Origin of the sequence: Nocardia kruczakiae NBRC 101016 (assembly GCF_001612965.1) — a bacterium.
GTDB classification, from domain to species: Bacteria; Actinomycetota; Actinomycetes; order Mycobacteriales; family Mycobacteriaceae; genus Nocardia; species Nocardia kruczakiae.
Window position 1 is genome coordinate 104,422 of sequence record NZ_BDBL01000024.1, and the last position, 24,125, is coordinate 128,546.

Consider the following 24,125-nt stretch of genomic DNA (forward strand, 5'->3'; position numbering starts at 1 on the left):
CGGATCAGAGTGAACGCAGCCGCGGCACCAGCTCCGCCGCGCGTTCGGCGTATTCGACCGGATCACGGTCGGGCATGATGTCGAATTGCGTAATCCCCAGTGCCGCATAGCGTTCGGCATCGGCGACGAAAGCGTCCGGATCGTTCACGACCGGGCCGATATAGGTGGCGGTCTTGCGGATCGCGTCGTAATCGCGTCCCTCCGCCGCGCAGTGCGCGCGCAGCACGTCGAGTTTGTGCGCGACGTCCTCGGGCGAGGAGGCGAACAGATTGCACGCGTCGGCGTAGCGGGCGACCAGCAGCAGGGTCTTCTTCTCGCCGCCACCACCGATCAGGATCGGCGGCCGCGGACGGCTCAACGGCGCTGGTACACACAGTGTTTCGTCCAACCGGTAGTGCGTACCGTGATACGGGCCGTTGTCGTCGCTCCACATCTGCAGGCAGATCTGCAGGGTCTGCTCGAGTCGTTCGAAGCGCTCCCCCATCGGCACCAGCGGCACCCCCAGCCCGCGCTGCTCCCGCTCGTACCAGGAGGCGCCGATACCGAGCTGGGCTCGCCCGCCCGACAGCACATCCAGGGTGGTGACGATCTTGGCCAGCAGACCGGGATGCCGGTACATCACCCCGGTCACCAGCACGGCCAGGCGCAGCCGCTCGGTCAGCGCGGCGACGTACCCCAGGGTCGTGTAGGCCTCGAGCATCGGCTCCTCGGCCACCCCGGTGTGTTCCATCTGGAAGTAGTGATCCATCACCGTGAATTCGGTGAAACCGCCCTCCTCGGCGATCCGCGCGGTCTCCGCGATGGCACCGGCGGTGCGCGCCGGATCGGCGGGAGTCGAGAAGTTCCAGTAGTGCAGACTCAGTTCCATGACGCCTCGATTCTGCGCAGCGGTGGACAGGTGTCGATACCCGCACCCAGCCTATCCATCGCCGCCGCGCCGACCGCCGACGACCGGCGCGGACGACGGGGATCCGTTGCGGCCGTGGCCTATTCGAAGTCGGCGCGATGGTCGAGGGCCCATTCCCGGAACGTGCGGGCGGGGCGGCCGGTGATCTGCTCAACCCCCGGATGGATCACCGAGGTGAACGAATCCAGCGCGGTGGCCCGCAGCGCCATGATCGCGTCGGCCATGACCTCGTCGACCCCGGCGGCGAGCAGGGCGGCATGCGCCTGCGCCGGTTCGGTGGGCACATAGCGCAGCGGCCGCCCCAGAACCTCCGACAGAATCCCGGTCTGCTCCCCCGGCGTCAGCGCCTGCGGCCCGCTCAGCGTATGGATACGGCCGTCGTGCCCCGCCTCGACCAGTGCGGCGACGGCGACCGCGGCGATATCCGCCGGGTCGATCACCGCGATACGCCCGTGTCCGTAGGGCGCGTAGACCGTATCGTGCTCGCGGACCGTCGGCGCCCAGTGCAGAGCGTTGGACATGAAGCCCAAGGGGCGCAGGATCGTCCACGCGAGCCCGCTGTCGACAACCGCACGCTCACCGGCGCGATGCCAGGCCGGGATCGGATCGGTCGCCTCGGCATCGCCGGCGCGCCCCGAGGACAGCTTCACGATGCGCTCGGCCCCCGCCCGCGCGGCCGCGGTCGCGATATTGCGGTCGTGTTCGGCGAGATCCGGGCCGGTCGACAGCAGAAACACCCGGGAGACACCGCGGAGGGCGGATGTCAACGTGTCCGGTCGCCCGGGATCGCCGCCGACCACCTCCACATCCGGTGGCAACGCGGCGGCAGCGGGACGACGAGTCAGGGCACGGACCGATTCGCCCACGGCGAGCAGGTGATCGATCACGGCACGTCCGACGGTTCCGGTGGATCCGGTTACGAGAATCATGAGCACTCCATCTCCCGGTAAGGGGTCTCGACCGCGGGACTGCGGGCCCGCGCTCGATCAGGGTGTGATCCGGGAGGCATATCCGGCTATCCAGCGCACCGGCCGATGCGAAAACTCCCGCCGGGGCGGGGCGCTGCGCCGATTTCGTGCATCGGGCGGCCTTGCGGCGCGAATTCTCGCCATCCCCGCTGCCGCTCCCACTCGCACACCGTAACTCGTTCGATACTGGTTAATTGCCCGCTATCACATCCACTGGACTTATCCTGCCCACATGACAACCAGCAAAGAGGGAGTTTACGTGGGGCCATTGCACCAATTGGCCCGTGGCGCATGGCAATCATTGCTGGTCATCGGCCTGCTGTCGGTGATCGTCGGGATTATCGTGCTCGTCTGGCCCGGTCCGACGCTCGCCGTGGCCGGCATTCTGTTCGGCGTATACCTGCTGATCTCCGGAATTCTGCAGTTGATCGCCGCCTTCGGCCCACACGTCAGCACCGGCTACCGGGTGCTGACCCTCATCAGCGGCATCCTGTCGTTCATCCTCGCCTTCTTCGCCTTCCGCAGCATCGGCAACTCCCTGGTGCTGCTGGGCCTGTGGATCGGCATCAGCTGGCTGTTCCGCGGCATCGCCGCCATGGTCGCGGGAGCCGAAACGCCGCAAGGGGTTCCGGGTCGCGGCTGGTCGATCTTCTTCGGCATCCTGCTGTTGATCGGTGGTATCGCACTGGTGGTCTGGCCCATCCACTCGATCACCGTGCTGGCACTGGTCGTCGGCTGGTGGCTGATCTTCATGGGCGTGATGGAGATGATCTACGCCGTCGAGGTCCGCAGCGTGGCCAAGAAAACTCCCGTCGACCTGTAATCGGCCGGCCCACCCTTCGCCTCGGGCGCGAATTCGCCTGGGGCGACGTCGTGTGCCTGCGAACAGGCCCTTTCCCCTGCTACCGTCGGGTCCCCTACAGGTTGCCCGCAAGGAGATTCACCATGGGTATCATCACGATGATCATCATCGGCCTCATCGCCGGTGCGATCGCTCGCCTCCTGGTTCCCGGTAAGGAGAACTTCGGCTGGATTCTGACCATCGTGCTGGGCATCGTCGGCGGTTACGTCGGCGGGACCCTGGGCAGTCTGGTCTTCGCCCCGCACAAGTTCAGCGTCCACCCGCCCGTCCAGCACACTTTCCTCGGCGCGATCGTCGGTGCCGTGATCATTCTGGTCATCTACAAGGCGATCCGCAGTCGCGCCTGAGCGCACGAACAACGGGCCCGGCTCCTGCTTCGGAGCCGGGCCCGTTGGCGTCATGGGGTCAGGGGCGGCAGACCGCCGACTGGTTGTGCCCGCCGATCTGCGAGAACAATCCACGCGGAAACAGGATGCCGTACAGCGAGATGTCGAGGGAGCACAGATACGCGGTGGCGTAGGTCCCGTCCCCGGAGAACTTGCCGACATCGGAGAGGATTCCGGGCAGATCGATCGCGGCCTGATCCAATTTCGCGCCGTTGTTTATCAGCAGCGTCAGGGCGTCCCGGGTGGAGTTCTGCGCGGGGGCCAGCTTCGGCTGCACCTGCGAGACCATCGCCACCAAACTATCGGTGGCACCGGCGATCTGCTGCGTCGAGGCCAGCAGCGACTGCCCCTGGTCGTAGAGGCCGCTGATCAGCGCGCGGGTCTGGGTGATCAGGGTTTCCAGTTCGTCGCTGCGCCGGGCCAGGCCCGACATCACCCCGGACAGGTTCGTGATGATGTCTTTCAGGATCGCGTCGCGCCGCTCGAAGTCGGTGGCCAGTGCGGCGGCCTGGGTGATGAAGGCGGACAACGACACCCCGTCGCCCTGCAGCGCCTGGATCAACGTCGTCGACAGGTCGTTCACCTGCTCCGGGAGCAGATTCTCGAACAGTGGCTGAAAACCGTTGAGGAACGCCGAGATATCGAAGGAGGGCTCGGTGCGTTCCAGCGGGATCCGCCCACCGGCCGCGAGGAGGCGCGAATCCGGCGCCGTGCCGGGCGCCAGCGCGAGATACCGCTGACCGATCAGGTTCTGATAGCGGACCAGCGCCTTGGTGTCGCTGTAGAGGTGCTGATCGCGCTGCACCTCGAAGGTCACCTTCGCCAGATGCTTGTTGGTCTGGGGGTTGACGTCGAAGCCGATCGCGGTGACCTTGCCGACCCGCACACCGGCGATGCGCACGTCGTCGTTGGGCCGCAGCCCGAGCACATCGCTGAAGATCGCCGAATAACGGTCGGTGGGGCCGTTCACCGTGCGCGCCAGCGTATTCCAGATCACCACCGTGACCAGAACCGAGACGATGGCGAATGCGCCGAACCCGAGCGCCTGCTTGCGGATACTCACCACGCCTCCTCGAACTTCCCCACGAAACCCGAAAACGCCGGCAATGATTGCGCTGACCGCAGGCACTGTAGCCGGAGGCGGCCGGTTGTGACCCATGCCACGCCGGTCGGGAACGACAACAGCCCGGCGCTGGTCGCGCCGGGCTGTTGTGCAGACGGTACGAGGGGACGTACCGGGGTATGGATCAGTCGATGATCGAGCCGTTGGAGGCCGCGCGCTGCTTCGCGGCGCGGGCCGCCTTCCGCTCGGCACGGATCTGTTCGAGTTCCTGCTCGAGACTGTCCGCGATGCGGAACTGGCCGGTGTCGTAGGCGCTCAGCGGATCCGAGTCGTCGTCCGCGGCCTCGGATTTCGGGGCCTTGCTCGCCTTGCCGTCGGCGACCGAATCCGCCGCGTCGGTATCGGACCGGCGACCCGAGGACTTCTTCGGGGTCCAGATGTCCGGCTCGACGATCGGATCGACCGTCTCCACCGTGCGCGCGGATTCGGTGGCCGGCGCCTCGGTGGCGGTGTCGCCGGCGCCCGGCAGCGCGGCCATCGGGGCCGGGCGGGTATCGGGCGCGGACTGCCGGATGAAGCTGACGAAGGTCGGCATGCTGCGGCGGATCTGTTCGGCCGGGTCGGGCAGATCGCGGATCTGATCGGTGGCCTGGGTGATGGCCTGGCCGTAGCGCTGGCTGGCCGCGTCGTGCACCAGCAGCGCCACACCGATCATCACCGGCGCCACGGCGTGCACGCCGACGTTGTACCAGTCGCCGCTGCGCAGGTACGGGTAGGTGTTGAGGCCGACGGTCAGCGCCAGCAGGGCCAGTTCGGCGAGCGCGACCTGGCGGCGGCTCTCCAGGATGCCCCATTCGGCGACCTTGTTGGTGCCGATCATGATGATGACCAGGCAGACGCTGATCATGCCTTCGAGCAGGTAGCTGAACCAGTACAGCGGATCGGTGGGACCCCCGGGAGCGATGTTGTGCTGGACGTTGACGGCCGACCACAGCATGCCGGCGATGACCACACCCGCGAGAGCGCGCATCGACCAGGCGCGATGCCGATACAGCGACGCCACCTTGGCGTGCGGGCTGGATTCTCGTCTCTGCGCCGCAATTGCCTTGCGGGCCATCAACAGATCTCGCATATCGGCCTTCGCGATCGCTTCGGAGGTCTGCCTGGCGCGGTCGGACGTCGATGCCGCCGCCTGTACATTTTTCCAGCGCTGTTCGCGTTCCTGCTCGCGGATCTTCTCCGCGAGTTCACGTTCGGCCTGCAGCTCGTTCTCGGAGAGGGCCTCGGTCAGCGCCGGATCGAACTGGTACGCAAGCCGCCCGCGGGCCTTCTCGACCCGTCGCGCGAGCTGCCTGACCTCATCTTCTCCGGGGTGTTCGACGGTCAACTAGACCACCGCCCGGTGAGATACGGTGGCCGGCAAGTGTTCACGAAGTGGGAACGGCACATGCCATTCATAGTCGATGAACCGCCATCTGCGAAACTGCGGATTAGCCCCAATGCCAGACTTATTCGGCGTGTCGCGCGCGGCACGCCGATTCGGCGTGTCGCAATGGGCTGTGAGGCAGCGTGTTTCACCCCGTTCGGGGCGCGCGAGCGGGGACTCAGGCGGCAGCGGCGCGCGCCAGCATCCGGCGCATCTCGTCCGGCTCCTCCACGTCGACGACGATCCGGCTGAATTCGGTGCCGGTCAGTTCGATCCGCACCCCACGGCCGTCGAAGCGGGTATCCCAGAACTCCTTGCGGCCTTTGCCGCGGAAGACACCGGCCGCGATCACGCCCGGGAAGAAGGTGCCGGGCGCGCGCATCCACGGCGGCCGCAGATCGACCTCGGCGGGCGCGACGGCCACGACGTGGGACAGGTCGAAGCGCACCCGTTCGCACAGCGAGAGCAAACGGTGCGTGCCACGGACATGGACGGTCACCGTCGTACCCGTGATCTCGATATCGACCATCGCACACCTCATCTCCCCGAGTGGATCCTCGGGTTCCATGGTGCCGATCGGTCCTGATCGGAGGCTGTGCCGATCCTTTGAAATCTCTCAGATTTGCGAACCCGGTTACCGGCCGCGATCTGCGAGGATGCGCTGTTCGAGCCGCTGCGTCAGCGAGCGCACCCGTTCGTCGACGCTCAGCTTGTGATCCAGGGCCACGTTCACCGCGCCCCGCAGCAGGGCATACGGCTCCCACCCCGCGGGCGCCACCGTGCGCGCGGACCGGCGTTCGATGGCACCGGCGATCACCTCGGCGGCCCGCCGGGCGGTGATGCGCTGATTCAGCGGCCAAGGCAGCAGCGCACCGAATTCGGCGCCCAGCTCGTCCTCGTCCAGGGTGTCGTGGGTCATCGCCGTCTCCACCACGCCGAAATAGGCGATTCCGGCCGAGGCGCCCGTTCCGCCGAGTTCCACCCGCAGCGCGCGCCCGAGCTGTTCCACCCCGGCCTTGCTCACCATGTACGGCGAACCGCCCATTCCGGGTGCGAACGCGGCACACGAGGAGACCACGACGACGTGACCGTGCGCCGCGATGACGTCGTCGAGCGCGGGCTGGACGGTGTTGAAGGCGCCGGTGAGGTTGATCGCCAGCACCCGGTCGAATTCCTCGGGATCGAGCAGCCGCACGGTGGCCGGGCGCGGGACCACGCCGGCGTTGGCCACCACCACGTCGATGCGCCCGAAGTTCTCCCGGACCTGTCCGACAGCCAGCCGCACCCCCTCCCGGTCGGCCACGTCGACGGCGATCGCGACGGCCCGGATGCCGAGTGCGGCCGCGCCCGCGCGCACGGCCTCGGCGTCGATATCGAACAGCGCGACGTAGGCGCCGCGGTCGTAGAGCAGCCGGGCCAGCTCGTAGCCGATGCCGGCGGCGCCGCCGGTGATCACCACGACCTTGTCGCGCACGTCGAGTCGCTCACCTCCGCCGAGCACCGGGGCCAGCAGCGTGCGCACCATATCGAACGGTCCTGTGATCATCGGATACTGCTCATCTCTGCGGTGGTCGGATCCGCTACGTGGCGCGACAGCAGGTAGGAGTCCGCGTCGAAACTCGCGACGCGGCGGCGGTATTCGAAACTCCAGTTCGGATACAGCCCGGCGTTCTCGCCCTTGTCGGTGGTGTAGTAGCTGTCGCAGCCGCCGCCCAGCCACACGGTATCGCGACTGCGCTGCCGCATCTCGTCGAGGAACCGGTCCTGCACCGAGGCGCGGACCTCGACGCGGTCGACATCGTTGTCGCGCAGGGTTTTCAGCGCGTCGACGATGTAGGCGATCTGCGATTCGATCATGAAGATCGCGGACTGGTTCCCGGCGGCGCCGAACGGCCCGAGGGTCAGGAACATATTGGGGAAGCCCGCGATCGCCGCGCCCAGATAGCTGCTGGGCCGGCGACGGTAGTGGTCGGCCACGGTCAGTCCGCCGACGCCTTCGATCCGGTCGTAGAGCTTCGGTATCGCGCCGAACCCGGTGCCCCAGACGATGGTGTCGACCGGATGTTCCGCACCGTCGGTGGTGACGATCGACCCGGGGCGGATCTCGGCGATGGATTCCGTCACCACGTCGACGTTGTCGCGAGTGAGGGCCGGATAGTACGCGTCGGAGAAGATCGCGCGCTTACATCCGATCATGTAGTCCGGGGTCAGTTTCCGCCGCAGGGCCGGATCGCGGACCTGGCGCCGCAGTTGCATCCCCGACAGCGCCTGGAACGGATGGCGGAAGCGACGGTCGACGAATCCGACCAGTCCGAAGCTCTCGATACCCGCGTAGTACGCGCCCCGCAGCGCGGTGCCCAGCAGCGGCACCCGGCGTAGCAGCGCGCGCTCCACGCCGAGGGTGGACCGATCCAGGCGGGAGACGATCCACGGGGCGGAGCGCTGGAAGACCGTGAGCCGTCGCACCTTCGGCGCGATCTCGGGGATGAACTGCACCGCGGAGGCGCCGGTGCCGATCACGGCGACGCGCTCGCCGGTCAGATCGTGCTCGTGATTCCAGTGCAGCGAGTGGAACTGGGTGCCGCGGAAGGTCTCGCGCCCCGGCATATTCGGGATCTTCGCCTCGCTGAACGGGCCGACCGCCGAGATCAGTACATCGGCGCTGAGCACTCCCCGGTCGGTGCGCACGAGCCACCGCCGCCGCGATTCGTCCCACTGCGCGCGCACCACATCGGTGCCGAAACGCATGTGCCGCACCACATCGTGGCGCTCGGCGACATCGCGCAGATAGCCCAGGATTTCGGGCTGGCGTCCGTAGGTGCGCGACCAGTCGGGATTCGGCGCGAAGGAATAGGAGTAGAGGTGCGAGGGCACATCGCAGGCGCAGCCGGGATAGGTGTTGGCCTGCCAGGTGCCGCCGAGATCGTCGGCGCGTTCGAGAATCAGGAAGTCCTCGAATCCGGCCGCGCGCAACGACACCGCGAGGCCGATTCCGGCGACTCCGGCGCCGATCACCGCGATCGGCGTGTGTTCGGCGGGGGCGCTCTCGGATACTGCCATCGTCGAATTCCTTTCGGTGCGGGCGTCGTTGCCCGAAACAACCGGTCTCGTGCTCACAGGTCGAGTTCGAGAGTGTCGCCCGCCGCGCGCGAGACGCAGGTGAGCATGGTGGTCTCGCGTTCGGCGGGACTCAGCCGCCGATCGCGATGGTCGACCGCGCCGGCGTGCACGGTCACCGCGCAGGTGCCGCAGAATCCCTGCCGGCACGAATAGGCGACGTCGGGCAGGACCCGGCCGATGGCCGCCAGGGCCGATTCGTCGGCGGCCACGTCCACGGTGTGACCGCTGCGCCGCAACCGGATCCGGAACGGGCGGCCCTGCTGCACCGGCAGCGGCGAGAAACGTTCGGTGTGGACCGAGACGGTCGGCTCGTGGGCGGCGTCGGTGTCCAGCGCGGCGGCCATCAGCGGCGGTGGACCACAGACGTAGATCGCGGTGCCGCGCGGCACGTCGGCCAGAATCAGATCGAGGTCGGCGATACCGAATTCGTCGTCGGGCCGGACCTCGAGCCGTCCGCCGCGATGGGCCGAGAGTTCGTCGAGGAACGGCATCGTCGCCCGGCTGCGGCCGAGATACACCAGCCGCCAATCGATTCCGCGCCGTTCGGCGTCGGCCACCATCGGCAGCAAGGGGGTGATGCCGATGCCGCCGGCCACGAAGACGTAGTGCGGGGCGTCGATATAGCCGAAGGCGTTGCGCGGCCCGCGCACGCGCAACCGGTCCCCCACCGCCACGTCGCGATGGATCTCGTCGGATCCGCCGCCGCCCTCGGGCAGATGGCGCACGGCGATGCGATAACTCCCGCGATCGGCCGGGTCACCGTTGAGCGAATACTGCCGCTGGCGCCCGGAGGGCAGGAGCACGTCGATGTGCGCGCCCGGAACCCAGCGCGGCAACTGCCCGCCGTAGGGCGCGACCAGGGTCAGCACCACCACGTCCCCCGCCTGCGTCTCGCGCCGGGCGACGATCAGTTCACGTTCGAAACCACTGCGCCGCACGGGATTCGGTCGCGACAGCACCTCGATCGGCGGTTCCGTGGTGACGCCGCGGCGATACAGGTCGAACACCGCGCCGACCGCACGCAGCGGCAGCGACGGCCGATACTCCGGCCGGCCGGCGGCGACCGGGTACGCCACCGCCGTCATCGCCGGCCCTCGCGCGCCGCCGGCGACTGCGCGAGATACCGCAGCGCGTTGTCCATACTGCCGAGCTGGGAGGGATGGAATCCGGGCCGCAGATACCGCGGAATCTCGGTCAGGAAGGTCGACATGCGCGGCACCACGCCGCGGGCGGAGGCGCTGAGGAACTGCAACGGCCAGAACCGCCCTTTGCGCGGGTCGGGATCCTTGCCGAACAGATAGCCGCCGGCGACCACGAACAGCACCAGCAGCGACGAGCTGGCCAGCACGGCGGTGCGGGCCTTGCGCAGATATCCGCCGTCGACGTGCATGTACGCGTCGTAGACCACGCTGCGGTGTTCGACCTCCTCCGCGCCGTGCCAGCGAATCAGGTCCAGCATCGCCGGATGCATGTTCTTGGCCTCGAGCACGTCGTTGGTGAGCAGCCATTCGCCGATGACGGCGGTGTAGTGCTCCATCCCCGCGAACAGGCCCAGCCGCTCGCACAGCCACTCGTGTTTGGCGCGGCCGGTCAGGCCGTGATCGCCGAGCATCCGATCGACCAGCCAGGCCACCGTCTCCACCATCGGGGCTACGTCGAGGCCGAGCGACTCCAGGTGGCGACGCGCCTGCGCGTGCGAGCTGGCGTGCTGATTCTCCTGGCCGATGAAGCCCTGCACCTCTTCGCGCAGCCGCTCGTCGTCGATATAGGCCAGCGCCTCCGCGAGGGCCGCGGCCATCGCGCGTTCCCCTTCCGGGAGTACCAGGTGCATCACGTTGATGATGTGGGTCGCCATGACCTCGCCCGGAATGTAGTGCATGGGGACGGAGTCGAAATCGAACCGCACATCGCGGGCCCTGATCGCGTGGGCTTGATCGTCGTAGACCGAGGTGTTCATGGCGCGTCCTTGCGGGTGGTCGAAGCGATGCTCCGACCGTAATGTTGACATCACTAGATGTCAACAGCGGTCGATGTCAACAAAACGCCTCGTCACCGTCCCCCGGTAGCATCACGGCCATGGCCGATTCGCCGCACATTCCGAAAACGGGCAGCCGCCCCTGGCGTGGGCGCGAACCGGCCGATCGCATCGCCGCACGTCGCGAACGGCTGCTGCAGGCCGGTTACGAACTCATGGCCGGCGCCGGCGCGGCCGAGACCTCGATGCGCGGAGTATGCCGACAGGCGGGGCTCACCGAACGTTATTTCTACGAGAGTTTCGCCAATCTCGACGATTTGACGACCACCGTCCTCGAGAACACCGTCGAACAGTGCCGGGATCGGCTGCTCGCCGCGCTGGCCGACGCCCCCGAGGACCGGGATCTGCTGTTCGGTCACGTGGTGCGCGCGTTCACCGATTTCCTCACCGAGGACCCCCGGCGCGGGCGCATCCTGTTCGTCGAATCGATCGCCACCCCGGCACTGACCCGGCGCGGCAGCGAACTGGTCCCGGTGATCACCGGGCCGATCGCGTCGGTGATCGCCGCCGACGACACCGACACCCCGGCCCCCGACGAGACCGACGCGACGCTCAACGCGATGGCCATCTTCGGCGCGCTCGCCTACTGCTACCGCCCGTATCTGATCGGCGACATCACCATCGACAGGGAGCGGTTCGACAACCACGCCGCCGCGATCATCCGGCAGCTCAGCACCGTGCGCTCGGCGCCGGTCCTGCGCTGAGCACCAGCACCGGCAATTCCGTCCCGCACACCGGTCCGGCACTGTCCGAAACAGTGCCGGACCTTGCCTCGCCCACCCTTCCGTAGTACCGTCCAGACACGTGTCCATCACGGATGGATCCGGACATGCGGAAGGATTTCTCATGACGTTGGTCAAGCCGCGGCAAGTCTCCGGGGGCGAACATGAGCACGGCCACCTCGAAGAGTTCCGCACCGATCCGATCGCGCTGATGCGGCGGGTGCGCTCCGAGTGCGGCGATGTGGGCTCGTTCCGGCTGGCCGACAAGGACGTCATCCTGCTCTCGGGCGCCGAGGCGAACGAATTCTTCTTCCGCGCGGCCGACGAGGATCTCGACCAGGGCGCCGCCTACCCGTTCATGAAGCCGATCTTCGGTGACGGCGTGGTGTTCGACGCCAGCCCCGAGCGCCGCAAGGAAATGCTGCACAACCAGGCCCTGCGCGGTGACTTCATGCGCGGGCACGCCGAAACGATCGCGCACGAGGTGCACCGCATCCTCGAGGGCTGGGGCGACGAGGGCGAAATCGACCTGCTCGAGTTCTTCGCCGAGCTGACCATCTACACCTCCTCGGCCTGTCTGATCGGCAAGAAGTTCCGGGAGGAACTCGACGAGCGGTTCGCGCACCTGTACCACGAACTCGAACGCGGCACCGACGCGCTGTGCTACGTCGACCCCTATGCGCCGATCGAGAGTTTCCGCCGCCGCGACGAGGCGCGCGCGAAGCTGGTCGAACTGGTCCAGGAGATCATGAACGGCCGCATCGCGAATCCGCCGCAGGGCAAAGAGGATCGCGACATGCTCGACGTGCTGGTCTCGATCCGCGACGAACAGGGTGAGTTGCGGTTCTCCGCCAGCGAGATCACCGGCATCTTCATCTCGATGATGTTCGCCGGTCACCACACCACCTCCGGCACCGCGGCCTGGACGACCATCGAATTGCTGCGCAATCCCGAGGTGCTGGCCCGGGTCGTCGGCGAACTCGACGAGCTCTACGCCGACGGCCAGGACGTGAGTTTCCATGCGCTGCGCCAGATTCCGCAGCTCGAGGCGACGTTGAAGGAGACGCTGCGCCTGCATCCGCCGCTGATCATCCTGATGCGCGTCGCGCGCGGCGAATTCGAGGTGTGCGGGCACAGCATCGCGCCGGGCGATCTGGTCGCGACCACACCGGCGGTCTCCAACCGGATCGCGGAGGACTTCCCCGAGCCCGACCGCTTCGATCCGGGCCGCTACGTCGATCCCAACCAGGCGGATCTGGTGAACCGCTGGAGCTGGATCCCGTTCGGCGCCGGACGGCATCGCTGCGTCGGCCAGGCGTTCGCCCTCATGCAGTTGAAGGCGATCTTCTCGATCCTGTTGCGAGACTGGGAATTCGAGATGGCGCAGCCCTCCGACAGCTACCGCAACGACCACTCCAAGATGGTGGTGCAGTTGCAGCAGCCGTGCACCGTCCGGTACCGGCGGCGCGGGTGAGCACCAGACTGCCGGGGACGGTGGTCGCGGTCACCGGCGGCGCGCGGGGTATCGGCTACTCGATCGCCGAACACCTGCGCGACGCCGGTGCGCGGGTGGCCCTCGGCGATATCGATGCCGACGCCGTCGCCGAGGCCGGATCGCGGCTCGGTGCCGCGGCCGCCCTGCCCCTCGACGTGACCGACCCGGGCTCGTTCGCGGACTTCCTCGCGGCGGTCGAGACCGAGGCCGGCCCCGTCGACGTCCTGATCAACAACGCCGGCATCATGCCCGTCGGCCGCTTCACCGACGAATCCGACGCCATCACCCGCCGCATCCTCGAGGTCAACGTCCTCGGTGTCATGAACGGCACCAAAGCCGCACTGCCACAGATGCTTTCGCGCGGGCGCGGTCATATCGTGAATATCGCGTCGCTGGCCGGGGAGAATCCCACGCCCGGCATGGCGACCTACTGTGCGAGTAAACAGGCCGTCCTCGGTTTCACCGAGGCCATGCGGCTGGAATGCCGCGGCAGCGGAGTGCACTTCTCGGCGGTGTTGCCGACCTTCACCCGCACCGAACTGATCGCCGGAACCAAGGCGCCGATGGGCCTGCTGGCCGAACCCGAGGATGTCGCCCGGGCGGTGGTGCGCCTGATCGCGCGCCCGCGGCGACGGGTCACGGTCACCCGGCTCGCCGGGGTGGCGATGGCGTTCAACAAACTCACGCCGCGCGCCTTCGGCGAATTCACCGCCCGCCGCATGGGAGTGCATCGGATATTCACCGACGAGGTCGACCGAGCCGCCCGCGCGGACTACGACCGGCGGGTCGGCAACACGCCGGAAGGCTGAAACCGCAAAATTCCGGCTCGCGCCGGGATATCTTCGAATCGGCGTACGCCCTGGTCATCGCCCGGAAATCGGCGGATGTTCCGGCGTGCGCCCTTCGACGTCTTTTGAGAGCCGCACCAACGGGTACCCAGTCTGGGTCGGATTCAGTTGGAAGCGAGGTATCTCGAATGACACATGAACCGATCGCCCGTCGTGCCGAAACCGCCGCACGCCACGGTGCCAACAGTTATGACAACATCGAACCCTGGTTCGAGAAACTGGCCGCTCTGGATCATACCGATCCGCATCGGGAGTCGGTCCGAGCGGAAATCATCGAACTCTGCCTGCCGCTGGCCGAGCATATCGCCCGGAAATTCTCCGGCCGCGGCGAGACGTTCGACGATCTGCACCAGGTGGCGAGGCTCGGTCTCGTCCTGGCAGTCGATCGATTCGATCCGGCACGGGGGAATTCTTTCCTCTCCTTCGCCGTGCCGACGGTGATGGGCGAGGTTCGCCGTCACTTCCGCGACTACACCTGGTCGACCCGGGTACCGCGCGCGGTGAAGGAATTGTGGCTGCGCGTCGGTCCGACGACCGAACAGCTGGCTCACGAACTCGGGCGCATGCCCACGGCCCGCGAGCTGTCCGAAGCCCTCGACGTCGACGGTCCCCAGGTGGTGCAGGCCATGATCGCCGGCAACGCCTACCAGCCGAACTCCATCGACGCCGTCGTCGACACCGACGACGGCGCGATCATGGACAAGCTCGGCGCCGAGGAACAGTGCTACCAACTGACCGAGGACGCGATGGCGGTACGCCCGCTCATCGACGCGCTGCCCACCCGGGAACGCAGAATTCTGATCATGCGCTTCTTCGAATCCAAGACGCAGAATCAGATCGCCGAGAAACTGCAGATCTCCCAGATGCACGTCTCCCGCATTCTGTCGCGCACGCTGAAAAGTCTTCGGCAGCAGGCGCTCTGCGAGCCGCAGCCGACCTAGGGATCGAACCATCCATCCACACGACCGAAAGGTGTAGTCATGCCCAAGGAATGGTCTGCCAAAGAAGAACGCCAATACGAACATGTGAAGTCCTCGGCTCGGAAACGGGGTGCGAGTAAAGGCCGCGCAGAGGAAATCGGCGCACGCACGGTCAACAAGAATCGCGCACAGGCGGGCAAAACTCGTACCGCGAGCCGCAGTTCCACCAACGATACGTCTCCGCAGCGCCGCGGCGGCCAGCGATCCGGAAAGGGTTCCCAGGGGCCGACCCGTGATCAGTTGTACAACGAAGCGCGCCAACGCAATATCAAGGGCCGCTCGAAGATGACCAAGAAACAACTCGCCAGTGCGCTGGGCCGGTAATTCCGAGGGTCACGAATCCCCGGTACGAATCCGATGCTCGCGCACGACTTTCGAATGAAGAAAGGGTGCCCGGTCGCTACGGCCGGGCACCCTTTCGGTTCGGTTGGCTCACCTCACCGTCAGGAGCCGCCGTTATCTTGGTACGCCTGCTGCCGCTTCTCCTCCACACCGGCTTCCGCGCGGTGCTTCTCGGCCTCGGCCTCCTTCTGGGCGGCCTCACGCTGCGATTCGGCGCGGCTCTGCTGGGCCTTGCCCTCCTCGCGCAGGTCGTCCTTCCCGAATACCTGACCGGCGGCTTCCTTGGCCTTACCCTTCGCGCCTTCCACGACGCCTTCGAGGCCTTCGCGGCCTCCGCCCTTCTCGTGCTCCGACAAGGGATTCACCTCCAACGCGTCGAAATCACTGACATCGGGCGCGATACCCGGCGACCCCGGCACGAAACGCCCTCCGACCGCACTTTCGGGCCGCTCTGGGCGTCCTCACCGCGTCTCGCGACCGCGCCGGCGCTCCCGCCACGGATGGGCGAACCAGGTCAGGAGAAACAGCACCGCGAAGCACACACCGATGACGGTGGCGGCGACCGCACCGGCCACCGTGTCGAATATCAGTACCGCGACTCCGGTGAGCGCGATGCCGAGCAGCGCCAGCCCGACCAGCGCGAACGTGTGGGCGGTGCGCACCACGCTGCCGAGGCGATGCTGACGGAACAGGATGCGGTGGGCGGCGACCGGCGCGATCAGGAAGACCGTCGCCGCGATCGAGGCGGTCACGACCGCCAGATACAACCCGCGCATCGGGGTGGACACCGTGGTGAACCTGGCCTGGAACGGCAGAGTCAGCAGGAAGCCGGTCAGCAGCTGCACACCCGTCTGCACCACGCGCAATTCCTGAATCAAGCTGGTCAGATTGCGGTCCAGCTGTTCGGTTTCCGTCTCACCACGGACCTCACGGTCCCATTCCCGATCGCGGTCTTCCCGGCCGCCGGCGGACTGCGCCTGCTCCATCCGACAACCCTATCCCCGGCCGTTCGTCCCGAGTGATCAATAGTTTCGGCCATAATGGTGCCATGCACACCGTCGAGGCGCCCGAGGTCCGCACCTGGAACTTCCCCCGCGGGATCGCCAGCGTCGCGGTGATGATCGAATTCGCCGCCGAACACGGAGTGGACCGGGCGCGGCTGCTCACCGGATCCGGTATCGGACCGGCCGCACTCACCGATCCCGGGGCACAGATCCCGGCAGAGGCCGAACTGGCGGTGGTGCGCAATCTGGTCGCCGAACTCGGCGAGATCCCGGCGCTCGGCGTCGAGGTCGGGCGGCGGTACCGGCTGAGCACCTTCGGCATCTTCGGCTTCGCCTGCGTCACCAGTCCGACTCTGCGCGAGGCGATTTCACTGGCCATGCGGTACTACCGCCTCGGATTCGCCTTCTGCACACCGATCGTCGAGTACCGGCGCGACGATGTGATCGCGTGGATCCACCACGAGCTCATCCCGCCGGATGTGCAGACCTTCCTGGTGGAACGCGACATCGTCGCCATGCATCGGGTGATGGCCGATCTGCTGGGCCACGACTTCTCCTTCGCCCGAATGGAATTCGGTTACGACGAACCCCCCTACGCCGACCGGCTCGAGGCCGTGCTCGGCGCACGGCCGCGCTTCGGGCGCGCGCACACCATGTTCACCGTCGCACCGGAGATCCTCGCCCAGCCGCTGCCCCAGGCGAATCAGCAGACCTGGGCGGTCTGCATCGCCCAGTGCCGGGATCTGGTGCAACGCCGCAGCGCGCGCACCGGTATCGCGGCCGAGGTCCGGGAACGACTGCTGCCCGGCAGCGGCGCAACCGGCATCACCACCCCGCCGCCGATCGAGGCCGTGGCCCGGGAGCTCAACATGAGCGTGCGGACGCTGCGCCGCCGCCTCACCGAGGCCGGGACCAGTTATCGGGCGCTGCTCGACGAGGTGCGCCGCGCGCTCGCCCAGGAAATGCTCTCCGGGACGCCGCTGACCATCGACGACATCGCCATCCGGCTCGGCTACGCGGAGGCGACGCCGTTCATCCACGCCTTCAAGCGCTGGACCGGAACCACACCGGCCGCCTACCGGCGTGACCGGAACTATTGATTTTCTGGCCGTCGATCTCTGCGTCCGTCCCCTGATCTGCCCATACGGTACGGGTGGACGATCGGTACCAGGAAAGGGCGCGGCGATGGGGTTCGACTACGACGTGGTAGTCATCGGGTCGGGATTCGGCGGCAGTGTCAGCGCCCTGCGCCTGACCGAGAAGGGCTACCGGGTCGGCGTCCTCGAGGCCGGCCGCCGCTTCGCCGACGACGAGTTCGCGAAGAACTCCTGGCGCGCGCGGCAATTCCTGTGGGCACCGCGGCTGGGATGTTTCGGCATCCAGCGCCTGACCCTGTTGAAGGACACCTTCATCATGAGCGGCGCCGGCGTCGGCGGCGGCTCCCTCGTCTACGCGAACACCCTGTACGAACCGCCCGCGAAATTCTTCGCCGACCCGCAGTGGGCCCACATCACCGACTGGGACGCCGAACTGGCGCCGCACTACGACCAGGCCAAACGCATGCTCGGCGTCACCACGAATCCGGCCACCACGGCCTCGGACCGGGTGCTGCGCGAGGTGGCCGAGGAATTGGGTGTGGGAGCGTCGTTCCGGCACACGCCGGTGGGAGTGCTGTTCGGCGGCAACGGCACTCGCGCCGGACAGGAGGTGCCCGACCCCTACTTCGGCGGTGTCGGACCGTCCCGGCGCACCTGCACCCACTGCGGCGAATGTATGACCGGATGCCGCCACAATGCCAAGAACACGCTGGTGAAGAACTACCTGTATCTCGCCGAGAAGGCCGGGGCGACCGTGCATCCGCACACCACCGTGGTGGATGTGGTGCCGCTGCCCTCGGGTGGGTACCGCGTCGACACCGTCCGCACCGGGCGCTGGGTTCGCAAGGCACGCCGCAGTTTCACCGCCGAACAGGTGATCTTCGCCGCGGCCGCACTCGGCACCCAGCGACTGCTGCACCGGTTGCGCGACCGCGGCTCGCTCCCGCACATCTCCGCGCGCCTGGGCTATCTGTCGCGCACGAATTCCGAAGAGCTGCTGTCGATCCGGAGCCGGCGCGCCGATACCGACTTCACCAAGGGCGTGGCCATCACGTCCTCGATCCATCCCGACGCCGACACCCATATCGAACCGGTGCGTTACGGCAAGGGCAGCAATGTGCTGTCGCTGATGACGACCGTGATGTACGACGAGGACGGCAGCACCTCGCGCACCCGGCTGTGGTTGCGCGAGAACTGGCGGCGCCGCCGCGATCTGGCGAAGGTGCACAATCCGCGCCACTGGTCGGAGCGGATGATCGGCCTGCTGGTGATGCAGTCGGTGGACAATTCGCTCACCACCTACACCGAACGCGGGCTGTTCGGCCGCCGGATGACCACGAAACAGGGTGAGGGACAACCGAATCCGACCTCGATTCCGGCCGGGCACGAAGTGGCCCACCGGGTGGCCGACAAGATCGACGGCATCGCGACCGCCGGTTTCACCAGCCTGTTCGGCATCCCGATGACCGGACATTTCATCGGCGGCTGCGTGATCGGTGATTCCCCGGAGACCGGCGTCGTGGACCCGTACCAGCGCATGTACGGCCATCCGGGCCTGCACATCGTCGACGGCTCGGCGATTTCGGCGAATCTCGGCGTCAATCCCTCGCTGACCATCACCGCACAGGCCGAACGGGCGCTGGCGCTGTGGCCCAACAAGGGTGAGCCGGATCGGCGTCCGGCGCTGGGCGCGCCCTACCGGCGGCTGGCCCCGGTCTCCCCCACGGCGCCGGTGGTTCCCGCCGACGCCCCCGGTGCGCTGCGGTTGCCGATCGTCGACATCACCTAGTTGCCCCGATCCGTCGGCACCACCGCTTCCGACGGTAGCTCCGGCGCGAGCGGTCCGAGCCGCAGCGACGCCTCCAGCAGCATCGCGTGCACGAACGCCTGGGGCAGATTGCCCCGCAACTGCCGCTGCCGGACGTCGAATTCCTCGGCGAACAGGCCCGGTGTCCCGCACGAGGCGCGATTGCGCTCGAAGAAACGCATCGCGGTCACCGGGCGGTCGAGCTGGGCGGCCGCCATCGCCATGGTGAAGCCACACAGCAGGAACGCGCCTTCGCTCATCTCGAGCGGACGATCGTCGTGACGGTAGCGGTAGACGCAGTAGTCGGTGGTCAGATCCCGCTGGATCGCGAAGAAGGTGGCCGCGTAGCGCGGGTCGTCGGCCGGGATCGCCCCGCGGATCAACGGCAGGAGCAGCGCGGCGTCCACCCCGGGCTGATCGGGGGCGCGCTGCCAGCGACCGGTCGGATGCACTCCGGTGCGGGCGGCCTCGGCCACCAGCGTATCGGCCAGCGAACTGCAGTAGGCGGTGTCGGCGCCGGTGTCCGGACAGGCCGCGACCGCGCGTAGCCCGGCCGCGCAGATGAGCCGGGAATGGGTCCACAGCCGGTCCTCGATCTCCCAGATCCCCGCGTCCGGGCGGTGATGATTGTCCGCGATCGCCGACACCGCGATGTCGACCGCGCGGCGGTGATCGCTGCCGAGCCGATCGTGGCGAGCGGCCGCGGCGAACAACAGCAACGCCTCGCCGAAGATGTCGAGCTGGAACTGCCCGCGGACCCGGTTGCCGACGACGGGCCGCGCGCCCGGATATCCGGGAAGCTCGATCTCGCGCACCCGCGGCACACTCTTGCCGTCGATGGTGTAGGCGGGCGCCAGCGTGGGGCCGTCGTCGAGCAGGCGAGCGGCCGTGAAACCGACCGCGGCGTCGAGCAACGGATGGGGGCCGCCGACCGCGATCGCCTGCCCGGCCAGACATTGGTCGCGGATCCAGACGTAGCGATAGTCGTAGTTCTCGCCCCGGTCGGCGCGTTCGGGCAGGCTGGTGGTGGGTGCCGCCACCATGCCGCCGGTATCGGCGGTCATCCCGCGCAGGATCGCGAAGGCGTGGGCACTGTCGCGCGGCGCGGCCGTGACACCGAAATCCGGGCGATCGCGCCGCCAGGCGTTTTCGGTTGCCTCCCAGTACATATCGGGGTCGGGAAGATCATCGGGCAGGGTGCGATCGGATATCTCCAGGACCAGATCGTGGTAGCCGCCCGCGGGCACCGACAGGTGAGCCGTCCATCCCCGGCCGGAACCGTCCTCGTCGATCTCGGCGCCGGGCGCGCCGGTCCAGCGCATCCGCAGCCCGCCCGCACGCGCCGTCCACACCCCGTCCGCGCGGCGCGGATGGTGTATCGGCGCGGCGCCGAACCGCGCGACCGGCCGCAATTCCACATCGACCTCGGCATCCTCCTGCACCGCCACGACGCGCCGCATCAGCACCGCCCGATGCCGGTCGCCCGGAAAGGCCAAGGCCTCGCGACATTCGATCACCGCACTGCCGGACAGCCACCGCGATCGCCAGATCAGGGTGCCGTCCTCGTAGTAGCCACCCCAGACGAACGGCCCCGACGGCGTGACGGCGTACATGCCGCAACCGCCCAGCAGGCTCGCGAAGACCGCGTCTCCGTCCCAGCGCGGCAGGCACATCCACGAGATGTCGCCGCGCGGACCGACCAGGGCGCCGCGCTGACCGTCCGCGATGAACGAGTACTCCCGCAGGACATGGGGAGCGGCAGCGGAATTCGCGATCATGCTCGGGACATACCACGAGAAGACCTGCTCAACCGCCCATCCGCTACCGGCGGGGTGGGCGATCCGCGGCCGTCGGCCTTCGCCTTCCGGGCACCTCAGGCCTTGTGCTGAGCGGCGGAGCGGGCCGGATTGCCTTGCCCGGCCGCCTTCGGATCCTTCTCGTCCTGTTTCGCCCGGACTCCGGATTCCACCCGGTCGCCGAGATCCTTGTCGACATTGCGCCAGTATTCGAAGGCCCGCGCCAGCACCGGCTCGGACACCCCGTTCAGCAGATGGCCGACGATGTTGTCCACCAGCCGTTCTCGCGCCGCGTCGTCGAGCACCTGGCGCACGAGAGTGCCCGCCTGGCCCCAATCGTCGTCGTCGCGGCGCAGCGTGTAGGCCTCGCGCACCATTTCGCCGTCGGTGTACCAGCCGGCGGTCGGACCGGCCCGGCCGGGTTCGGCATGCGGACCGCCCTTGGAATTCGGCACGTAGACCGGGTCGCCCGGATTGTGGTGCCGCATGTGGCCGTCCTTGGTATAGGAATGCGACGGCGACCTGGGCGCGTTGACCGGCAATTCCTTGTAGTTCGCGCCGATCCGGTACCGGTGGGCGTCCGGATACGAGAACCACCGGCCCAGCAGCATCTTGTCCGGGCTCGGTCCCGTGCCCGGCACCGCGCTGCTCGGCTCGAAGGCGGCCTGTTCGATCTCGGTGTGATAGTCGGACGGATTGCGGTTCAACGTCATCCGGCCGACCTCGTAGAGCGGATAGTCGCCGTGCGGCCACACCTTCGTCAGATCGAACGGGTTGAACCGATAGGACTTGGCCGCCTCGAACGGCATGATCTGCATCTTCAGCGTCCAGCTCGGATAGTCGCCGCGCTCGATCGCCTCCCACAGATCCCGGGTGTGATAGTCGGTATCCATCGAGGCCATCTGATCGCCCTCGTCCTGGGTGAAGAACTCCACACCCTGGTCGGTGAGGAAGTGATATTTGACCCAGTGTTTCTCGCCCTCGGCGTTGACCCACATGTAGGTATGACTGGAGTAGCCGTTCATGTGGCGCCAGGTGCGCGGGATACCGCGATCGCCCATCAGCCAGGTGACCTGGTGCGCCGACTCCGGCGACAGCGTCCAGAAATCCCACTGCATGTCGTGGTCGCGTAAGTTGTTGTCCGCCCGGCGTTTCTGCGATCGGATGAAGTCCTGGAACTTCATCGGATCGCGGACGAAGAAGATCGGGGTGTTGTTGCCGACCAGGTCGAAATTGCCGTCCTCGGTATAGAACTTCAACGCGAATCCGCGCGGATCACGCCAGGTGTCCGGGCTGCCCCGCTCACCGGCCACCGTGGAGAACCGGGCCAGCATCTCGGTCTTCGCCCCGGGCTGGAAGACCTTCGCGCAGGTGTAGGCGCTCATATCCTGCGTGGTCTCGAAGACCCCGAACGCGCCGCCGCCCTTGGCGTGCGGCTGACGTTCGGGGACGCGTTCGCGGTTGAACGCCGCCATCTTCTCGATCAGATACGCGTCGTTGAGCAGGATCGGGCCGTCGGGGCCTATCGTCAGCGAATCTTCGTCGCTGGCCACCGGAATTCCGGCGTCGTCGGTGGTGAAACCGCCGGCGCGAGTCTTCTCGACCATCTCTCTCCTCTCCCGGACCGGATCGGTGCGGTGGTCACGCCCCGCGACGGGCCCGCGGTCCTCCCCTGATCAGTGCCCCTGTCGCTGATGCGGCTCCCACTGGTCGCGAGCCTGCGTCCGCTTGCTCTCGAGCGCGATCCACGCCACGCCGCTGATCAGGCACACCGCGCACACCACACCGGCCACGATCGCCCATCCACCGAAGCCGTACCCGGCCGCGGTCAGCGCGAGCGCCAGCGCGACGAAACTCAGTGCACACAGCACGATGCCCGGAATGTTGTACGTGTCCTCGATTCCCTCACCGGCATGCTTGCGCGGCGCTCGCAGCATCCGCCGCCGCTGCGCCTGCTCCTGCGATGTGCTTCCACGCGCCATCCGCGGGTCCGTCATCATGGCACCTCCGTTTCCCGGTGTAGGCCGCACAGGGCACACTCCTCCCTGCTTGCAGGCGTACTACCCGGGCTCGGCGGTTCGAATCAGGCAAATCCACCGCCCCGGCGCCCCCGCCTTTCTCCGGCGCCGCCGATCCCGTTCGACTGTCACCGACCGCCCGGCAAACGGTTTGCCAGGACGTCGATCGTGGTGTTTACTCCCTTCCCGGCGCCGCTGCCCGGCGCTGTTCTACGCGGGTCGTGTCCTGGAAGGAGGTGGTCGCTGTGCCCGACGACAGTCATATACGTCGTTTTGCCAAGAATTCACTCGGCGACCATTCTCGTGTCGACGCGGCCGTGCGGATGTCGCGGTAGCCCGCGCGCACGAGTTCTCGCCCTCCGATCGAAGGGTTGTTTGCTCATGTCGACGTGGGAGATGCTGCTGCGCCTGGCCACCGGTGTCGGTGTCGGTGCGGTGATCGGTTTCGAACGCCAGTACCGGGCCCGGATGGCCGGATTGCGGACCAACGCGCTGGTCTCCGCGGGGGCGGCGTTGTTCGTGCTGTTGTCCGCGCACGGATTTCACGGTGGCGCTGCCGACCCGACCCGGGTCGCGGCCCAAATCGTTTCCGGTATCGGGTTTCTCGGCGCGGGTGTGATCATCCGCGACGGATTGAACGTGCGGGGTCTCAACACCGCCGCGACGCTCTGGTGCGCGGCGGCGGTGGGCGCGCTCTCCGGTGCCGGGATGTACGGCACCGCGGCGGCCGGAACGGTCGCGGTCGTCATCGTCAACATCGCGTTGCGGGCGGCCGGGCGCAGGGTCGATCGTCAGCCGGAATCGGATCACGAGCAACCCGCGCACTACGCGTTCACCGCCGTCACCGACGATGCGCACGAAGCGCATGTGCGCGCACTGCTCGTACAGGCGTTGACTCGCACCGACTTCCGGCTCGTGTCGGTCGCCAGCGCCAACGCCGAGGATGCGGGCCGGGTGGAGGTGCGCGCGGATCTGGTCGGCGATCAACGCGACGACCGGCAGATGGAGTCGGCGGTCAGCCGGTTGAGTCTGGAACCGTCGGTGACCAGTGTCGGATGGCGCACGGTCGAACCGGTCGCGCCCGGGCTGTAGTGCGCACGCGGGGTGACATCGGTCACAGGGCCGCCAGCGCGGGCCGAGCCGGCGGCTACGCCCGCGACACCGCCACCCGCGAGCTCGCCTATGCCGTCGAGGCGCTCGGCAAGGCGGTGGGAGCGCTCGCCCGCGAATTGCACAGCTGAGTAGCGAC

The 24,125-nt window shown here is 67.6% G+C and carries 25 protein-coding genes; 11 read left to right on the forward strand and 14 right to left on the reverse strand.

The window, feature by feature from the left end; genetic code table 11:
- Positions 1–4: 4 nt before the first annotated feature.
- Positions 5–868: an LLM class F420-dependent oxidoreductase gene (locus NK1_RS18265; protein WP_063010154.1), complete on the reverse strand. Its 864-nt coding sequence runs from the start codon at positions 866–868 to the stop codon at positions 5–7.
- Between the two features lie 119 nt (positions 869–987).
- On the reverse strand, positions 988–1,836 hold the full coding sequence (locus NK1_RS18270; RefSeq protein ID WP_063010156.1) for an NAD(P)H-binding protein: 849 nt from the start codon (positions 1,834–1,836) through the stop codon (positions 988–990).
- Between the two features lie 271 nt (positions 1,837–2,107).
- Here NK1_RS18270 and NK1_RS18275 point away from each other — a divergent pair, with 271 nt between their 5' ends.
- Entirely contained in the window at positions 2,108–2,698 is a 591-nt protein-coding gene (locus tag NK1_RS18275) for an HdeD family acid-resistance protein (RefSeq protein WP_063010158.1), read from the forward strand.
- Positions 2,699–2,820: 122 nt separating this feature from the next.
- Complete coding sequence (locus tag NK1_RS18280) at positions 2,821–3,084, forward strand: GlsB/YeaQ/YmgE family stress response membrane protein (RefSeq protein WP_036505761.1); 264 nt, start codon at positions 2,821–2,823, stop codon at positions 3,082–3,084.
- A 58-nt stretch (positions 3,085–3,142) separates the two neighbouring features.
- On the opposite strand, the gene NK1_RS18285 is transcribed toward NK1_RS18280, so the two are convergent.
- The 7 genes from NK1_RS18285 to NK1_RS18315 all read right to left on the reverse strand — a co-directional run bounded on the left by NK1_RS18285 (position 3,143) and on the right by NK1_RS18315 (position 10,689).
- Positions 3,143–4,186, reverse strand: coding sequence for an MCE family protein (locus tag NK1_RS18285; protein ID WP_063010243.1), 1,044 nt, complete (start codon positions 4,184–4,186; stop codon positions 3,143–3,145).
- Between the two features lie 184 nt (positions 4,187–4,370).
- The gene (locus tag NK1_RS18290) at positions 4,371–5,573 is read right to left on the reverse strand and encodes a hypothetical protein (protein ID WP_063010160.1); all 1,203 of its coding nucleotides are present in this window, start codon (positions 5,571–5,573) and stop codon (positions 4,371–4,373) included.
- A gap of 217 nt (positions 5,574–5,790) precedes the next feature.
- Complete coding sequence (locus tag NK1_RS18295; protein WP_063010245.1) at positions 5,791–6,141, reverse strand: hypothetical protein; 351 nt, start codon at positions 6,139–6,141, stop codon at positions 5,791–5,793.
- Positions 6,142–6,246: 105 nt separating this feature from the next.
- A complete protein-coding gene (locus tag NK1_RS18300; RefSeq protein ID WP_310402141.1) occupies positions 6,247–7,158 on the reverse strand; it encodes a short-chain dehydrogenase/reductase in 912 nt (303 codons plus the stop codon).
- Positions 7,155–8,672: a flavin-containing monooxygenase gene (locus NK1_RS18305; protein WP_063010162.1), complete on the reverse strand. Its 1,518-nt coding sequence runs from the start codon at positions 8,670–8,672 to the stop codon at positions 7,155–7,157. Before NK1_RS18305 ends, NK1_RS18300 begins: the two co-directional genes overlap by 4 nt.
- 53 nt (positions 8,673–8,725) lie before the next feature.
- On the reverse strand, positions 8,726–9,817 hold the full coding sequence (locus NK1_RS18310) for a PDR/VanB family oxidoreductase (protein WP_063010164.1): 1,092 nt from the start codon (positions 9,815–9,817) through the stop codon (positions 8,726–8,728).
- Positions 9,814–10,689, reverse strand: coding sequence for a metal-dependent hydrolase (locus NK1_RS18315; protein ID WP_062999744.1), 876 nt, complete (start codon positions 10,687–10,689; stop codon positions 9,814–9,816). The genes NK1_RS18310 and NK1_RS18315 overlap by 4 nt, the downstream gene beginning before the upstream one ends.
- Positions 10,690–10,808: 119 nt before the next feature.
- Between NK1_RS18315 and NK1_RS18320 the strand changes: the two genes are divergently transcribed.
- The 5 genes from NK1_RS18320 to NK1_RS18340 all read left to right on the forward strand — a co-directional run bounded on the left by NK1_RS18320 (position 10,809) and on the right by NK1_RS18340 (position 15,136).
- The gene (locus tag NK1_RS18320) at positions 10,809–11,471 is read left to right on the forward strand and encodes a TetR/AcrR family transcriptional regulator (protein ID WP_063010169.1); all 663 of its coding nucleotides are present in this window, start codon (positions 10,809–10,811) and stop codon (positions 11,469–11,471) included.
- Between the two features lie 142 nt (positions 11,472–11,613).
- Complete coding sequence (gene cyp51 / locus NK1_RS18325; protein ID WP_063010171.1) at positions 11,614–12,963, forward strand: lanosterol 14-alpha demethylase; 1,350 nt, start codon at positions 11,614–11,616, stop codon at positions 12,961–12,963.
- Positions 12,960–13,793: an SDR family oxidoreductase gene (locus NK1_RS18330; RefSeq protein WP_063010249.1), complete on the forward strand. Its 834-nt coding sequence runs from the start codon at positions 12,960–12,962 to the stop codon at positions 13,791–13,793. Before cyp51 ends, NK1_RS18330 begins: the two co-directional genes overlap by 4 nt.
- 167 nt (positions 13,794–13,960) lie before the next feature.
- Positions 13,961–14,773, forward strand: a complete 813-nt coding sequence (locus NK1_RS18335) for an RNA polymerase sigma factor SigF (protein ID WP_063010173.1) — start codon at positions 13,961–13,963, stop codon at positions 14,771–14,773.
- Between the two features lie 39 nt (positions 14,774–14,812).
- A complete protein-coding gene (locus NK1_RS18340; RefSeq protein ID WP_063010175.1) occupies positions 14,813–15,136 on the forward strand; it encodes a hypothetical protein in 324 nt (107 codons plus the stop codon).
- Between the two features lie 119 nt (positions 15,137–15,255).
- Here NK1_RS18340 and mbp1 read toward each other — a convergent pair whose 3' ends face one another.
- Positions 15,256–15,510: a microaggregate-binding protein 1 gene (mbp1, locus tag NK1_RS18345; RefSeq protein ID WP_063000007.1), complete on the reverse strand. Its 255-nt coding sequence runs from the start codon at positions 15,508–15,510 to the stop codon at positions 15,256–15,258.
- A 105-nt stretch (positions 15,511–15,615) separates the two neighbouring features.
- Positions 15,616–16,140 (reverse strand): DUF6328 family protein, encoded by a 525-nt coding sequence (locus tag NK1_RS18350; RefSeq protein ID WP_063010177.1) that lies wholly within the window; start codon positions 16,138–16,140, stop codon positions 15,616–15,618.
- A gap of 62 nt (positions 16,141–16,202) precedes the next feature.
- On the opposite strand from NK1_RS18350, the gene NK1_RS18355 reads away from it, so the two are divergent.
- Entirely contained in the window at positions 16,203–17,258 is a 1,056-nt protein-coding gene (locus NK1_RS18355) for an AraC family transcriptional regulator (RefSeq protein WP_036505754.1), read from the forward strand.
- An 85-nt stretch (positions 17,259–17,343) separates the two neighbouring features.
- Positions 17,344–19,044: an FAD-dependent oxidoreductase gene (locus tag NK1_RS18360; protein WP_063010179.1), complete on the forward strand. Its 1,701-nt coding sequence runs from the start codon at positions 17,344–17,346 to the stop codon at positions 19,042–19,044.
- Here the strand turns inward: NK1_RS18360 and NK1_RS18365 are convergent.
- The 3 genes from NK1_RS18365 to NK1_RS18375 all read right to left on the reverse strand — a co-directional run bounded on the left by NK1_RS18365 (position 19,041) and on the right by NK1_RS18375 (position 22,858).
- Positions 19,041–20,840, reverse strand: coding sequence for a glycoside hydrolase family 15 protein (locus NK1_RS18365; protein WP_063010181.1), 1,800 nt, complete (start codon positions 20,838–20,840; stop codon positions 19,041–19,043). The two genes, NK1_RS18360 and NK1_RS18365, sit on opposite strands and share 4 nt — an antisense overlap.
- Before the next feature lie 95 nt (positions 20,841–20,935).
- Positions 20,936–22,465, reverse strand: coding sequence for a catalase (locus NK1_RS18370; protein WP_063010183.1), 1,530 nt, complete (start codon positions 22,463–22,465; stop codon positions 20,936–20,938).
- 69 nt (positions 22,466–22,534) lie between these two features.
- Positions 22,535–22,858, reverse strand: a complete 324-nt coding sequence (locus NK1_RS18375) for a hypothetical protein (RefSeq protein ID WP_228534799.1) — start codon at positions 22,856–22,858, stop codon at positions 22,535–22,537.
- A gap of 399 nt (positions 22,859–23,257) precedes the next feature.
- Here NK1_RS18375 and NK1_RS18380 point away from each other — a divergent pair, with 399 nt between their 5' ends.
- A complete protein-coding gene (locus NK1_RS18380; protein ID WP_063010185.1) occupies positions 23,258–23,968 on the forward strand; it encodes an MgtC/SapB family protein in 711 nt (236 codons plus the stop codon).
- Positions 23,968–24,117: a hypothetical protein gene (locus NK1_RS34600; protein WP_157104332.1), complete on the forward strand. Its 150-nt coding sequence runs from the start codon at positions 23,968–23,970 to the stop codon at positions 24,115–24,117. Before NK1_RS18380 ends, NK1_RS34600 begins: the two co-directional genes overlap by 1 nt.
- The last annotated feature ends 8 nt before the right edge of the window (positions 24,118–24,125 follow it).

Bases quoted from the DNA above. Each gene is read 5' to 3' on its own strand.
- NK1_RS18295 (WP_063010245.1), bottom strand. From the start codon at position 6,141: ATGGTCGATATCGAGATCACGGGTACGACGGTGACCGTCCATGTCCGT.
- NK1_RS18305 (WP_063010162.1), bottom strand. From the start codon at position 8,672: ATGGCAGTATCCGAGAGCGCCCCCGCCGAACACACGCCGATCGCGGTG.
- NK1_RS18360 (WP_063010179.1), top strand. From the start codon at position 17,344: ATGGGGTTCGACTACGACGTGGTAGTCATCGGGTCGGGATTCGGCGGC.
- NK1_RS18370 (WP_063010183.1), bottom strand. From the start codon at position 22,465: ATGGTCGAGAAGACTCGCGCCGGCGGTTTCACCACCGACGACGCCGGA.
- NK1_RS18300 (WP_310402141.1), bottom strand. From the start codon at position 7,158: ATGATCACAGGACCGTTCGATATGGTGCGCACGCTGCTGGCCCCGGTG.
- NK1_RS18375 (WP_228534799.1), bottom strand. From the start codon at position 22,858: ATGATGACGGACCCGCGGATGGCGCGTGGAAGCACATCGCAGGAGCAG.
- NK1_RS18355 (WP_036505754.1), top strand. From the start codon at position 16,203: ATGCACACCGTCGAGGCGCCCGAGGTCCGCACCTGGAACTTCCCCCGC.
- NK1_RS18315 (WP_062999744.1), bottom strand. From the start codon at position 10,689: ATGAACACCTCGGTCTACGACGATCAAGCCCACGCGATCAGGGCCCGC.
- NK1_RS18365 (WP_063010181.1), bottom strand. From the start codon at position 20,840: ATGATCGCGAATTCCGCTGCCGCTCCCCATGTCCTGCGGGAGTACTCG.
- NK1_RS18280 (WP_036505761.1), top strand. From the start codon at position 2,821: ATGGGTATCATCACGATGATCATCATCGGCCTCATCGCCGGTGCGATC.
- NK1_RS18350 (WP_063010177.1), bottom strand. From the start codon at position 16,140: ATGGAGCAGGCGCAGTCCGCCGGCGGCCGGGAAGACCGCGATCGGGAA.
- NK1_RS18270 (WP_063010156.1), bottom strand. From the start codon at position 1,836: ATGATTCTCGTAACCGGATCCACCGGAACCGTCGGACGTGCCGTGATC.
- NK1_RS18265 (WP_063010154.1), bottom strand. From the start codon at position 868: ATGGAACTGAGTCTGCACTACTGGAACTTCTCGACTCCCGCCGATCCG.
- NK1_RS18380 (WP_063010185.1), top strand. From the start codon at position 23,258: ATGTCGACGTGGGAGATGCTGCTGCGCCTGGCCACCGGTGTCGGTGTC.
- cyp51 (WP_063010171.1), top strand. From the start codon at position 11,614: ATGACGTTGGTCAAGCCGCGGCAAGTCTCCGGGGGCGAACATGAGCAC.
- NK1_RS18320 (WP_063010169.1), top strand. From the start codon at position 10,809: ATGGCCGATTCGCCGCACATTCCGAAAACGGGCAGCCGCCCCTGGCGT.
- NK1_RS18340 (WP_063010175.1), top strand. From the start codon at position 14,813: ATGCCCAAGGAATGGTCTGCCAAAGAAGAACGCCAATACGAACATGTG.
- NK1_RS18310 (WP_063010164.1), bottom strand. From the start codon at position 9,817: ATGACGGCGGTGGCGTACCCGGTCGCCGCCGGCCGGCCGGAGTATCGG.
- NK1_RS18275 (WP_063010158.1), top strand. From the start codon at position 2,108: ATGACAACCAGCAAAGAGGGAGTTTACGTGGGGCCATTGCACCAATTG.
- NK1_RS18335 (WP_063010173.1), top strand. From the start codon at position 13,961: ATGACACATGAACCGATCGCCCGTCGTGCCGAAACCGCCGCACGCCAC.